The 13,692-nt window shown below is 39.6% G+C and carries 11 protein-coding genes and 5 tRNA genes; 1 reads left to right on the top strand and 15 read right to left on the bottom strand.

Features of this window, described 5'->3' with window-relative positions:
- Positions 1–39 precede the first annotated feature (39 nt).
- Both ADS77_RS04995 and ADS77_RS04990 read right to left on the bottom strand, forming a co-directional pair.
- Positions 40–756, bottom strand: a complete 717-nt coding sequence (locus tag ADS77_RS04995) for a DUF1499 domain-containing protein (protein ID WP_054206744.1) — start codon at positions 754–756, stop codon at positions 40–42.
- A 118-nt stretch (positions 757–874) separates the two neighbouring features.
- A complete protein-coding gene (locus ADS77_RS04990) occupies positions 875–1,741 on the bottom strand; it encodes an MBL fold metallo-hydrolase (RefSeq protein ID WP_054453225.1) in 867 nt (288 codons plus the stop codon).
- A 102-nt stretch (positions 1,742–1,843) separates the two neighbouring features.
- Between ADS77_RS04990 and ADS77_RS04985 the strand changes: the two genes are divergently transcribed.
- Complete coding sequence (locus ADS77_RS04985; RefSeq protein ID WP_054453223.1) at positions 1,844–2,731, top strand: LysR family transcriptional regulator; 888 nt, start codon at positions 1,844–1,846, stop codon at positions 2,729–2,731.
- A gap of 6 nt (positions 2,732–2,737) precedes the next feature.
- Here the strand turns inward: ADS77_RS04985 and ADS77_RS04980 are convergent, their stop codons facing one another.
- The 13 genes from ADS77_RS04980 to ADS77_RS04925 form a co-directional block, all read right to left on the bottom strand.
- The gene (locus tag ADS77_RS04980; protein ID WP_054206741.1) at positions 2,738–2,935 is read right to left on the bottom strand and encodes a helix-turn-helix transcriptional regulator; all 198 of its coding nucleotides are present in this window, start codon (positions 2,933–2,935) and stop codon (positions 2,738–2,740) included.
- The gene (locus tag ADS77_RS04975; protein ID WP_054206740.1) at positions 2,932–3,366 is read right to left on the bottom strand and encodes a hypothetical protein; all 435 of its coding nucleotides are present in this window, start codon (positions 3,364–3,366) and stop codon (positions 2,932–2,934) included. Before ADS77_RS04975 ends, ADS77_RS04980 begins: the two co-directional genes overlap by 4 nt.
- Before the next feature lie 191 nt (positions 3,367–3,557).
- Entirely contained in the window at positions 3,558–4,445 is an 888-nt protein-coding gene (locus ADS77_RS04970; protein WP_054206739.1) for a tetratricopeptide repeat protein, read from the bottom strand.
- Positions 4,446–4,769: 324 nt separating this feature from the next.
- Complete coding sequence (locus ADS77_RS22500; RefSeq protein WP_167349699.1) at positions 4,770–4,907, bottom strand: hypothetical protein; 138 nt, start codon at positions 4,905–4,907, stop codon at positions 4,770–4,772.
- Between the two features lie 173 nt (positions 4,908–5,080).
- Positions 5,081–6,433 (bottom strand): magnesium transporter, encoded by a 1,353-nt coding sequence (locus tag ADS77_RS04965; RefSeq protein ID WP_054206738.1) that lies wholly within the window; start codon positions 6,431–6,433, stop codon positions 5,081–5,083.
- 118 nt (positions 6,434–6,551) lie between these two features.
- Positions 6,552–9,635: an efflux RND transporter permease subunit gene (locus ADS77_RS04960; RefSeq protein ID WP_054206737.1), complete on the bottom strand. Its 3,084-nt coding sequence runs from the start codon at positions 9,633–9,635 to the stop codon at positions 6,552–6,554.
- Complete coding sequence (locus tag ADS77_RS04955; protein ID WP_054453220.1) at positions 9,632–10,933, bottom strand: efflux RND transporter periplasmic adaptor subunit; 1,302 nt, start codon at positions 10,931–10,933, stop codon at positions 9,632–9,634. Before ADS77_RS04955 ends, ADS77_RS04960 begins: the two co-directional genes overlap by 4 nt.
- A 2-nt stretch (positions 10,934–10,935) precedes the next feature.
- Positions 10,936–12,336 carry a TolC family protein gene (locus ADS77_RS04950; RefSeq protein WP_054453218.1) on the bottom strand — a complete coding sequence of 467 codons (1,401 nt, stop codon included), beginning with the start codon at positions 12,334–12,336 and terminating at the stop codon, positions 10,936–10,938.
- Positions 12,337–12,971: 635 nt separating this feature from the next.
- A tRNA-Phe gene (locus tag ADS77_RS04945) sits at positions 12,972–13,047 on the bottom strand.
- 52 nt (positions 13,048–13,099) lie between these two features.
- A tRNA-Thr gene (locus tag ADS77_RS04940) sits at positions 13,100–13,175 on the bottom strand.
- 59 nt (positions 13,176–13,234) lie between these two features.
- Positions 13,235–13,310: transfer RNA gene (locus ADS77_RS04935), tRNA-Phe, on the bottom strand.
- 52 nt (positions 13,311–13,362) lie between these two features.
- Positions 13,363–13,438 (bottom strand) — tRNA-Thr (locus tag ADS77_RS04930).
- A gap of 70 nt (positions 13,439–13,508) precedes the next feature.
- Positions 13,509–13,584, bottom strand: a tRNA-Phe gene (locus ADS77_RS04925).
- Positions 13,585–13,692 lie beyond the last annotated feature (108 nt).

The raw sequence follows: 13,692 nt of genomic DNA, 5'->3' as shown, positions 1-13,692 counted from the left end.
CAAAGCCCCTTTAGGGGCATTGTTAAATTCTAAAAGCGATTAAATAGCGCTTAAACTTTGATTAATTTGCTTTATAAAATCGTTTATTCGTTGCGCATTTTTACCTAAATCACTTTTACCTACTCGTGATTTACTACGAATATCAACAAGTGTTACTGTTTCTAATGACTTAATTCGAATAACCACATCATCTTTAAAACCAAACCAAGCAGTAGTGTCAGTCGCTTCAATAATACCTTGCGACGCATCCGCATTAACTAGCTCCCAACCTAACTGATTAACCACTTCTTTTGCGGCAATGAAAACATCATTTTTACTATTAGCGTACTTAAGCGTTACTAATTCAGGGTATGCTTTTAACTGTGCGGCGGCTGTTTCTGCCCCGCTGTATTCTATCGGATTTGGTGCATCAGCACGTAACTCAGCAATTTTAACAAATGGAGGCGGGGCTACTACATCTGTTGAAATGTCATGAATGGGTGGCACACTTTTCGCTTTGTTCATCAAGCTTAAAGGCAGCGCTATAGCTATCACAGCAAAAATAGCGCTAATACCAGCCATTGGCCAATGTGTATTTTTACGCATAAAAATGAGTTGAACAATCAATAAAATTAAGGCTGCAGCTCCTGCATATACCCCAAAGCGGATGCCTGTAAATGCAGTGCCAAGCTCAACAATCCCCCATTTATATAATGGCCCCGGTAAAACCACTAATAAAATGGCTAACAGGGATACTATTCCCACTAACTTTTTCATCTATTCAACTCCGTCTTATTGTTTTTGATAATGGTCTTTATACCATTATTCGATATTTTTGCACAAAGAGCACAATACCCTCTTTTGCACATAAAAGATCACTTTAACAAGACTCAAATTACCAAGGCATTTCGCCCATATGTACTTTCGCACCTAACTCTAAACTTGAAGTATCTTTAAAGTGTGGATAAAGCGCCGCCATTTTTGCGATCAACTCACTGCTATTTGTACTTTGTGTTTTGGCTTTGATGAACGCTTTAATGTAATCAATTGTAAAATCAATTGCACTGTCATCTAATGCTGTGCCGGCTTCCATATGACCAGGTATAACCATTAGTGGTTGCAGTGCCTTCATTTGATTAAGTTGCTCTAGCCATGCATTTACACTACCTGGTGTTTGCGTGTCTGCCATCCAAACATGGTGTCCCGCAGAAATCGCGACATTACCTAAAATTGTTTTAGTTTCGGGGATCCAAAGGTAAGGCCGATGGGCAAGTACCCCATCGTGTATTTTTATTTCAATGATATGCTGATCCACACTAATTTTAGTGCCTTTAAATGTCGCTGGTATAATTGGTTTTACTGGCGCATTCAAGCCCATTTTGGGCCCCCAAAACGCAACTTTTTTATCTCGTTTCTCCGCGATTACCTCTCCAACTGCCGGTGTTGTAATAATTTGCGCATTTGGGAATAACTCATGCAATACTTCCGCCCCAAAATAATAATCTGGATCAGCTTGGCTTATAAAAATGGTCGTTAATTGCTTACCTGAATCATATACTTTTGCAGCAATTCTTAGTGCATCTGCTTTTGTAAACCCCGTATCTACAACAACCGCTTCTGTGTCTGAATAAAGCACAGTTGCGTTTACAGTAAAGCTATTACTATCAGCGTTATAAACATCCAGTTTTAATGACGATTCCTGTGCCGCATTCGTGTGGTAACTTGTAAATAACAACGATGCGATTAAAAGTATTTTTTTCATTTCAATTCCAATAATTATTTCGATGTGAGAATAATAAAGGATTGATTAACTCAGATATACGCACAATACTAAGCATCATTATTTCAAAAATAGAGCTAATTGATGGATAGGTTAATCGCTGCAAAAGTATTTATAGATGTTGCCCATTCAGGTAGTTTTTCAGCTACAGCTGATCGCTTGAATATGTCGCGCGCGATGGTAAGCCGTTATATAGAAACGATGGAAAATTGGCTCAAAACACGCTTATTACACCGTACAACTCGCAAGGTTTCATTAACTACTGCGGGAGAAGCCTATTTAATAAACATCCAACAGTGGCTTGAACAAGGTGAGCATCTTAGTACAATCGCACTGCCTAAAGCTGCATTGTCAGGCACTATTCGCGTTGCAACCAGTGTATCTTTTAGCCAATCACAGCTTATACCTGCAATAAAACCTTTTATACAACAAAACCCACTGGTAAATATTGAACTTGACTTGAGTGACGTCGCTGCGAACCTCACTGAAAAACAAATTGATTTAGCAATTAGAATTGCCGCAAACCCCGATCCATCATTAATAGGTAAGCCCATTGGCGTTTGCAAGTCAGCGATTGTCGCCTCAGTTGATTACATTCATAATAACGCTAATATCAATCAACCTAACGACTTAGTCAATCATGATTATTTAGCGCACAAACACTTTGCAAACCATATCTTACATTTACGTAAAAAAGAAATGTTTGAGTCAATTAGTTTAAACAGTCGTCTTTGTGCTAATGAAGCAACCTCATTACTAAGTGCGGTATTAAGTGGATTTGGAGTAACGGTTTTACCAACCTATTTAGTAAATAGTTATATTGCGCGTGGCGAATTAATACATATACTGCCAGATTGGCAACCTGATGAACTAAATATTTATGCCCTGTATAGCTCTCGAAAGCATTTATCACCGGCTATCAGGGCACTTATTGATCACTTAGATAATTACTTTAAAACAACTCCTTGGTGATCGTTTTTAGTATTCCTCATCTTCAAAAATATCCTCAATTTTTAAATTGAATAATCGAGCAGCCTTAAATGCTAAAGGTAAGCTAGGATCAAATTTGCCTTTTTCAATTGCATTAATAGTTTGCCTTGAAACATCGAGTAATTCAGCTAATTTGGCTTGTGTGTAGTTACGCTCGGCCCGCAGTACTTTCAGACGATTTTTCATTCACCTTCCTCGCCACAGCCTAACTGTTTATGCATAAAAAGTGTTGTGAAAAAATACGTAAGGCCCATAAAAATCACTAAATGAGATATATCAGCTGTGAAAGGAATTAAAGCGCTATTATCAAGTGATGAATACGCTAAGCCAACGATTAAAGTAGCGCCGAGTGTAATTGCCATCGCATTGAGTTGCAGTCGTTGCTGCATTTCATCTAACCCTTGTAAATGACGCTTATTAGCTAAAATCATCATCAAACCAACGGCTAAATTAATAACCACAGCAATAACACTTAAAATTATATTTCCTTCCCAGAGTAAGTTTGGCCCAAATGATACAAATGCTAATGAAAGCATCCAAAATAATGTCCATTTAGCTAAAGATGCCGTGTTCATTTTATTACGCTGGTTGAGCGTAAGGTGTGTTTGTTTAGACATATGAACCTCTATCAAGTTAAAGTAAAGTTTACTTGACTACATTTGTGTAAAAACAGCACAAAGTCAAGCTTACTTTACAAAAAGATTGGTTTTGATGACTTTAAAATTTTAATTTAGACACGACTTTGCTCTATACCATATTGGTAAATTCAAACGGAGGAAAATGGTATTTGAGAGGTAAGTATTTACTGCTATTTAATTTTAACGTTTGATAATGCGCTATCTAACTTAGTGTAAAGTGCCAAATGGCCTGCTTTTAGACCTTGTTTGTTTACTTGTTTTAAATTCTTAGCGGCTAGAGCTAAACTGCCCATTTGCATATGAGTCTCGGCTAACCGTAATAAATATATTGGATAATGAACATTACTTTCTTTACCGTCCATATAAGATAATGACGCGAGGTAATAATTTATTGCAAGTTCATATTTACCTGCAAGCTGATAAGTCCGCGCGAGGTTTCCTTGCGCAATAATTATTTTAGTTTGATGGTCGCTATTACTTATCCAATCTAACGCTAGCTTTCTAAATTTGGCTGCTTTGTTAAAATCTCCCCATGCATGTAAAACATTTGCCTTATTTGAATTTAGCTCAAAATTAAAAATAGCATCACGACTTTTGCTGTATCGATTACCCACACTAAGTAATATTTGATAAGCGAGCTCTTTATTACCAAATACATAGTGCAAATTTGCCAGCTCAACTAACCGTAAGGGATTTTCGAATGCTTGATACATGTCTTCTAGTTTAGCTATCGCTTTATCTGCATAAACTTGCGCTAATTCATTATTATCAGAGCCATTGAGCGCTTTTGCATAGTAAAAGTAGAGTTGTGATTTAAATACCGATGGTAAGCTTTCGTCATCAATAAGCGGCTCGATTTGCTTAATTATTTGATTGTAATTTAACGTATCGTAGAAATAATCTAACTGATAAGATTTTAATTTATACCAATTTGTAGACTTTGGTTGTGCTTGTAATAAGTTGTTTGATATTAACTCTAAACAATTTTCAGCTGCTTGGTTTAGGCAGTATTGCTCGTGATCGCTAAAGTGCTCAGATGAATAGGCTGGCTTGGGCATAATACACATAAAAAAAGCAACAGTAATGCAAGTCTTTATCATTGGTTCTAAAAAAGTACTTAATACAGAAAAAGTGATACATCAATTAAAGCATATTTGCATAAAATTATTAACAAATATTACTGAATAATTAATCTACTAAAACTAATTATCCGCGGTAAAATTTTAACTTACACTGTTGTGGTGAGTTTTATATTGGAAGGTGACAAACGTAAAAGGCTGGCAATTACGGCGATTAAACCGCAACTGCCCAAGCATCTAAAGTATATTGATTTATATACCCTCACTAATGCTAGGTTAGCATCAGTATTGCTTGCATGGTAATTAAGCTACTTTTTTAAGTGCTTTTTTTAGCTTACCAATTTTAGATTTTTGCTTTGCTACTTTTTCTTTACGCGCATTGATTTCTTTTTTAATTGATTTAACTTCTTTATTTACTGCTTTAGCTTCTTTCTTAGACATGAATGTCTCCTTTTTAATTATATAACTCGTCATTGCGAGAGAGGCACTTTATGATAAAAAAGAACTAGATGATACACGCCAACCAGTTCTTCACGAAAGATTCACACAACAGAAATAAAAATGAAATCAATTAGCTGCAAGTAAATAACTAAAACATTTCGCATTCAAAAGTACTAAAGTAACAATAAACTACCTAAGCCTAAGAAAGTCACAAAACCGACAATATCAGTCACTGTTGTTAAAATAACCGAACCAGATAAAGCGGGATCGATTTTCATCTTATCCAGAATCGACGGGATCACAACGCCAGACACAGAAGCTGCTATTAAGTTAAGCAAAATAGCCACGGTAATGGTAATGCTAAGCATCACGTCTGCAAACCATAAATAAGTAAGCAAGCCAATAACCACAGCCCAAACACAACCATTTACAGCACCAACTCTAAGCTCTTTTTTAAGCAGTGCTTTTCGGTTTGAATCTGTCACCTGCCCCAGCGCTAGGCCCCGCACGATTACGGTTAAAGTTTGGCTACCGGCAATTCCGCCCATGGAGGCGACAACTGGCATCAATACAGCTAACGCTACAACTTGCTCTATTGTCGCGCCAAATAAACCAATAAACCATGATGCTAAAAATGCAGTAGCTAAATTTATACCTAACCAAATGCCACGGTTTTTAGCACTTTTACGAACACTGGCAAACAGGTCTTCGTCTTCGCGTAAACCACCAGCTTTTGCAGCGGCTTCATCGGTTACTTCTTGGCGTAATCCATACGCTGAGGTAACTTTTAATCGCCCCAACAATTTATTATCGACATTTACAACCGGCATTGCCATTTTTTCGCTGTGGATCACCACTTCTGCCGCTTCATATAAGTCATCGTCTGCATGCAGCGAAGTGACATCATGATTGGCAAAGCTCAATAACGAATCGGAATCTTGTGCTTTGAGTAGCGCATTTACTGACACCTCGCCAATCAATGTACCTTTACGACTTACTAAATAAATAACCTCTGTATATTGAGGCAGGCCTTTTTGCAGAATTTTTTTCGCCCCGCCTACGGTTAATTTTTCCGATACTTTTAAGGAATCAAAATCAAGCCAATGGCCCAATTGTTCTGGTGAATATTGTTGCGCTAATTCATACTGTCTTGTTTGTACTTCATCTAATTGGCGACGTGCATATTCAACAAAACGCTCAGGGATCACTTCCTCAAGCTCAAGCAGCTCTTCAACACTTACTTCATCAAGTAACTTAAAACCGTCTGCTTCATCAAGGCTCTGTAACAACCAACGACAACTATCTGCACCTAAGTTTATAAATATTTCGTGCTGAGTGTCTTCATCAAGTAATTGCCAAATATCAAGACGCTGCTCTTTTGGTAACGCCTCAAATAATAATGATAAATGTTCGGTTGAGAGAATTTCTTTAGCATCAGCTAAGAGCTTGTTTTTACGCTCTGTGGTATCACACTGTAAAAGCTCATCAATAAGCTGGGGAAGTTGATCTACTGGATACTCAATCATTATGAGACCTTGAAATTAAATGCTTTGTATCCAGTTTACCTTAGCTGAAAAAAATAGTTGAAAAAAATGCCTGCAGATCTTAAAAATCTGCAAGCATTTAAAGTTATCAACTTAACAACTACTTAAACCAGCCTTGCACTCGTTCCATCAATAGGTAATTAACAGGCACTAATAACAAAGTGATAAAGGTTGCAAAAATTATCCCAAAGCCAAGGCTGACTGCCATTGGGATTAAAAACTGCGCTTGGGTGGCTTTTTCAAACAATAGCGGCATTAAACCGATAAAGGTCGTTAAACTCGTTAACATAACAGGACGAAAACGCGATGCACCCGCCATTTTTACAGCTTCCAGTAATTCGCCGCCTTCACTGCGCTTTTTATTAATAAAATCAACTAATACCAGCGAATCATTGACCACAACTCCGATCAAAGCCAGCATCCCTAGCAAACTCATAATAGTTAGATCCATGCCCATGATCCAATGCCCTACAACAGCACCTATCATGCCAAATGGGATCACACTCATTACTATAAGAGGCTGTAAGTAAGATTTGAATGGAATCGCTAATAATCCATAAATAATAAAGAATACAAAAACCAGCGCCCATGCAAGCGAGCCAAAGGATTCTCGCTGCTCTTTTGCTTCTCCTTCGAGAGAGTGACTAACACCTGGGTATTGTTGTACTAATTCATCCAGAAACACTTTTAAGTCAGCTTGAAGCACCGTCATATTAGTGTTGTTTTTTTCGATATCAGCAGTCACGTTCAATGTACGGTAACGGTCGATACGGTTAATCGTCGATGGACTTTGCCCCGGAACTAACGTTGCCACATGTGATAACGGTACTGTGCCACCGGTTGGCGTATTAATAAGAATATCTTTTAAATCAGCCACTGAGCGACGCTCATCAATGGGTAAGCGCACCATAACTCGTACATCATCACGACCACGCTGAATACGCTGTGCCTGCGCACCAAAAAATGAATTACGCACTTGCTGTGATACATCAACACGATTTAAACCCAGCGCTAAGCCCTGCTCTGTTAGCTCAATTTGTAGCTCTTCTTTACCATCGGACATGCTATCAGCAATATCAAACACCGTTGGGTAAGTCGCTAAACGCGTTTTAACATGCTCGGCCACTTCTTGTAGCGTTGATAGTGAAGTTGCTGTGAGCTGAACATCAATTGGATCAGAACTACGGCCGATTTCAGCCCTAAAGGTTAAGCTCTCAGCACCTGGGATCACACCAATTAGTTCACGCCATTCGCTGGCAAGCTCTCGCGAGCCAATATCTGAATCGCGCTTTTCAGCAGGGGTTATTTCAAAACGTACACTGCCTGAGTTAGAAGCTCCGCCACGTCCACCAGTCGTTGCTAAAATATTTAAAATAACGCTTTCGCCACTATCTTTATCACGATACTTGTCTTGTAATTGACGAGCCTTATCAGACATATCAATCACGTACTTATTAGTTACTTCAAATGGAGTGCCTGTAGGCAATGTTAAATTAACGCGTACCGTTTCACTTGGTATGCGTGGGAAAAAGATAAACTTAGTCCAACCACTGGTGATCATGGTTAAAATAATCAAAAAAATCCCAACAAATAAACTTACCGTGGCAAGTTTATGGCGTAGAGCCAGATTTAATAACGGTTGATAATACTTTAAAATTGCAAGCTCAAACCCGTCAGCAAAACGCTGTTGGAATTTATCAAATTTAGAGGGCTCGCCTTTTTCATGGCGCAGTTTTATATATTTTAAATGGGCGGGTAGTACAAATTTAGACTCAATCAGTGAGAATAATAATACCGGGATCACCACCACAGGAATTTGAGCAAACAGTGCGCCTCGGCCACCTTCAATAAACGCCAGCGGTAAAAATGCAGCAACGGTGGTTAATACACCGAACGTGACTGGGGTTGCTACTTCTTGAGTACCAAGAATAGCGGCCTGCTCTCCTGATTCTGCGGTTTTCAGGTGAGTATAGACATTCTCACCGGTAACAATGGCATCATCAACAACGATCCCTAACACCAAGATAAAGCCAAATAAGCTCATAATATTGAGCGTTACACCAAATAATGGCATGGCTAAAAATGCGCCCATAAATGACACGGGTATGCCAATGAATACCCAAAAAGCGATAGCAGGTCGTAAAAATAGCGTCAATAATGCCAGTACCAAAATACCGCCTTGCAACGCATTGGTGGTTAGTGTGGCAATACGGCTTTTAACCAGCTCGGAGTCATCATCCCAGTAACTTAAATCAAACCCTTGTGGTAATTTATTTTGCTGACCTTCGATGTATTCTTTTACTTCATCGGCAACCGTAATAGCGCTTTGTGGGCCAATGCGATAGACATCGATAAAAGCCGCTTGCTTACCGTTAAAACGTGTACGTACAGGAGTTTCTTCAAAATCATCGCTGATAGTTGCAATGTCACCTAAGCGAATAATTGTGCCATCCTTTTGATTTTTAACAGCAATACGAGCAAACTCATCTTTACGATATGCCTGCCCTTTAGAGCGAATAAGCACATCGCCCCCTTCTGTTTTTAAATTTCCTGCAGAGATGTCAGTACTTGAATTTGATATCGCCCGTGAAATATCACTGAGACTCAAACTATACTGGCGCAGTGTATCTTGGCTTACTTCAATGGCCAGCTCATAATCGCGTACGCCACTGAGTTCAACTTGAGTCACACTGGGTAGACGCAGTAATTGATCGCGAACCTGCTCAGCGTATTCTCGCGTTTCTTTTTCACCGTAATCACTGGAAACAGTAACGGCAATAACTTCTCGCTTACGCTGAGCTAAAGCGACGACTGGTTTTTCAGCGTCAGCAGGAAAGGTATTAATTGCATCAACTCGGCTTTTTATATCAGCCAATAGCTCTCGAGGATCGTAGCCACTATCAACTTCAATGCTCACTGAAGCTGAACCTTCAGACGAACGACTTGAGATTTGTTTAATGCCCTCTAAGTCTTGTACTGATTCCTCAATACGGATTGTTACCCCTTGTTCAACGTCTTCTGGGGTTGAGCCTCGTAAAGAGACACTAACGCTAATACGGTCCGTTTCAAATGATGGAAAAACCTCTAATGGTATTTGTGTGGTAAGGCTAAATAAACCTGCAAAAACAATGCTAATGAGCAATAAGTTTGCTGCAACATGGTTTTTAGTAAACCAAGCTATCATGCCTTATCTCCTTGCAGACGTGCTGCTTTGCGCTTTTGTATAAGTTCTTCTACGGTGATCCCTTGTTTTTTGGCCATCGCTTCTAGCTGCTCACGCGAGGGTCTTTTACGGGCAGGTTTCTCGCTTTCTTTTTCATCTTCACCAATGACTTTAACGCCAGTGCCTGAGCTAACTTGCCCAAGCGGTGTAAGCACCAACTTATCACCACTTTTTAAACCCTCGGCAATAATTGCTTGCGTAGCATTTTGCCACGCTAAACGAATATTTTTACGCTGTAGTACACCTTGCTCAACAATATAAACATACGTGCCTTGATAAATGGCACTGTTTGGAATAACTAATACATCAGCAACTAATTTGCCGCTGATTTGCGCTTTAATATATTGACCAATTTTAATAGGGTATTGATTTTGAGTCGTTGCTTTATAAGGATCGTTAATTTGCGCAACAACATAAAGTTGCTGTGCATTTTCGTCAATTGCGCCCTCAGTCCTGGCAACTTGTCCTTGCCATTTTTGTACGCCAACTAAGTTAGAGCTAAATTCAACGACTGAGCCACTAGCGCTGTTCATGCCATCTCTAAATTGCTCTGGTAAATCAATAAAAGGTAAGTCTTTATTTTTAATTGGTAGACGTATCTCAACACTGTCGATGGCATAGATAGTCGCTAATTGTGTGTTGTTACTCACGACCTGACCAAGATCCACATTGCGGCTTAACACACGCCCTGCATAAGGGGCTGTTATTTTAGTGCGCTCTAAATTTAAGTTCGCTTTTTCAAGTTGTGCTTGCGCTGAAAGCACTTGTGCTTTAGCTGCTGCTAGTTGTGGTTCGCGTAGCACTAAATTACTTGCTTGTTCGCCATTACCTAAACGCTGCCAGTCAACGATAGCTTGACGACTGCGTGCTTGCTCTTCTTGAAAGCCTTGCTGTGCTGTTAGCAAGTTGGCTTGGGCTGATTTTACTTCTGCTCGGTGATCTCTATCATCAAGTTGTAAAAGTACATCGTCTTTTTCAAAAAAACCACCTTCCCTAAATTGTTCGCTACTATCGATGATTTGCCCTGATGCTTGCGCCACTAAAATACTTTGTGTACGCGGTTTTACAGTCCCAAAGCTATCGATCATCACTTGATACTGCTGAGGCTGTAACGCTTGCACTGTAACGCTAATTTTAGCTTTAGGTGGTGAACCAAAGCGCTTTGCCTCTGGTGGATTTGAGCCAATAAACATCACTAACAAGGCCGTAGCTGCGATTATGGCCGCAGGGATAATAATTTTGGTTTTTTTGATATTCATAATTATTGCTCAGTTGATTCGTTGGTTGGCTGTGAAAAATCGCCACCAAGGGCAATATGGAGATTAATTCGGTTTATGATTAGTTGATTCTTAATTTCAATCACGGAGCTTTGCGCATCAAAAGAACGGTCTTGCGCATCAAGCACTGTGGTATAAGTTACTAAACCATTTTGATATTGTTCAAAAGAAAGTTGCTCAGCTGCAATCGCATTTTCTTGCGCTTTAAGCGTAGCTAAGTAACGTATTTGCAAAGATTGCTCTTGCGAAATAGCCGTTTCAACCTCGTTAAATGCATCATATAAGCTCGCTAGGTATACTTGCTCTTGGCGTAACATAGATAAACGCGCCGCTTCTTCATTAGCACTGAGCCTACCTGCATCAAAAAGCGGCATAGAAATACTGCCTACTAATGACCATGCTAAACTTGATGGCGAAAACAAATCACTCACCCGCGCAGTGCTATCCCCTAAAGTAGCGCTAAGGTCTAAACTTGGAAAACGCTGTTTATGGGCATAGGCTAAACTGGCGTCTGTACTTAATAACTGATACCAGCTAGCCATCAAGCTCGGCTTACGCGTTATCAGCTCTGAAGGTAAACCTAAAGGGATAGATTTATTTAATAAAGGTAAATCAGCCTCAACACTTAATGCACCGCTTGGGTAATTCCCTGTTAGGCGCTCTAAGGTGCGAATTGCTTGACTGAGTGTTGCTTGTTGACCGGCAATACGAGAACGTTCCGTATTGAGTTCGTTACGCGTTAAATAAACATCAAGTGCATCATTTAAACCTTGACGATAACCCGACTCAATAATCGCTAGATTTTGCTCAGCGTTTTTTTCTCGTTGTTGATACAACGCCAATAATTTTTGTGCCGCTATAACATTAAACCAACTACTTACAACATCGCCGACTAAACGCTGCTTAGTTTGTTCAAAACTTGCTTGCTGCGCTAAAAAGTCCAGATTTGCCTGACGCTGTGCATCTGAAAGTTTGCCCCATAAATCAACTTCATAACTAAGCGTTAAGTTTGCCGAACTCGCATTGTTATAGCTAACAGGGCGATTATCTTTACTTCGACTGGTACGCATAGATAAATCTAAGCTCGGCCACAAAGCCGCGCCCGATGCAATTAATTGCTGTTGTTTAATTGCAACGTCATACCCTGATTGCAAAATTTGCTGGTTATTTACAAGCGCTTGCTCAACTAATGCAAATACGTGCGGGTGTTCTAGTTGCTGAAGCCAATTATCTTCAACCTTTAATGCTGAAGCCTTGGCTTGTTGCCATTGCTCAGGGGTATTTGCTATATCCTGCTCTCGCTCAGTAGGGTTAAACTGATTGCTGCATGCACTGAGTAGCAAAACACTAACCGCCACTAAACTCGGCTTAAATTGCCAAATCATATAAAAACCTGAATTACTTCTATTTATGAGTGTAATTCAAGCACTGCCAGTGAGATAGCTCAACTGACTTTACATAACATTACACAAATAAAACAAAGGTCACGATAAATCGCAGGTTTTGGGGGTTGAACTGGGGGTAAAAGAAATAGAGTTTATCTAAGGCCCATAAAAAGCCTTTGTTGCTTGTAGTAATACCAATCAGCGTAGATATGGGGTCTATTTAATGACAAGAAGATTGCGCTATAACTAGGCAAAAATTTTTAACGACATTATACCGTGATTTAATTCGTTAGATTGTTCAAATATTTATGCAGATTGGTATAAGCACGGACTTATGAGGAACTTTCAGAGGTTAAAAATTCACACCGCTGAGACGTTAAAATTGATGGTATTTCCTTGCCAACCACTTGTTTAGCATATTCCAAAAAAAAAGCCCCGCAAATGCAGGGCTTTAATATAAATGGTGCCTCGACGCGGCAAAAAATTGTCTGGAACAATTTTTAACATCCGAAGGATGGCCCGTAGGGCAAAATACAAGGATGTATTTTGTAATCGAACGTAGTTCGAGGCCGCCACCGAGATTACATAAATTTTAGATACAAAAAAGCCCCGCAAATGCAGGGCTTTAATATAAATGGTGCCTCGACGCGGAATCGAACCACGGACACGAGGATTTTCAATCCTCTGCTCTACCGACTGAGCTATCGAGGCACATTAACTGTGCAAGTTAATTGTAAAAAATCTACATTTAACCTTTTATAAATGGTGCCGACTAACCGAGTCGAACGGTTGACCTACTGATTACAAGTCAGTTGCTCTACCAGCTGAGCTAAGTCGGCACACAAAACTGTGTGCTAAGGCACTTTATCAATTTTAAAGATTGATAACTTTTAATAAATGGTGCCTCGACGCGGAATCGAACCACGGACACGAGGATTTTCAATCCTCTGCTCTACCGACTGAGCTATCGAGGCACATTAACTGTGCAAGTTAATTGTAAAAAATCTACATTTAACCTTTTATAAATGGTGCCGACTAACCGAGTCGAACGGTTGACCTACTGATTACAAGTCAGTTGCTCTACCAGCTGAGCTAAGTCGGCACACAAAACTGTGTGCTAAGGCACGCATAATAATGTTTAATCAATTGATTTAAACACTATTACTAAATAATGGTGCCCAGACGCGGAATCGAACCACGGACACGAGGATTTTCAATCCTCTGCTCTACCGACTGAGCTATCTGGGCAATTTCAGTTTTAATAGAAAACCATAAAGGATTTTCAATACATTCCCACTTAACTCTACTGACTGAGCTATCTGGGCGTGCGGCGTATTAAACTGGTTTTGCCCTTTT

It is taken from the genome of Pseudoalteromonas porphyrae, from assembly GCF_001298125.1.
Classification (GTDB): Bacteria; Pseudomonadota; Gammaproteobacteria; order Enterobacterales; family Alteromonadaceae; genus Pseudoalteromonas; species Pseudoalteromonas neustonica.
Note: the sequence above shows the minus strand (reverse complement) of the source record. Positions and strands in the feature narration are given on the sequence as shown.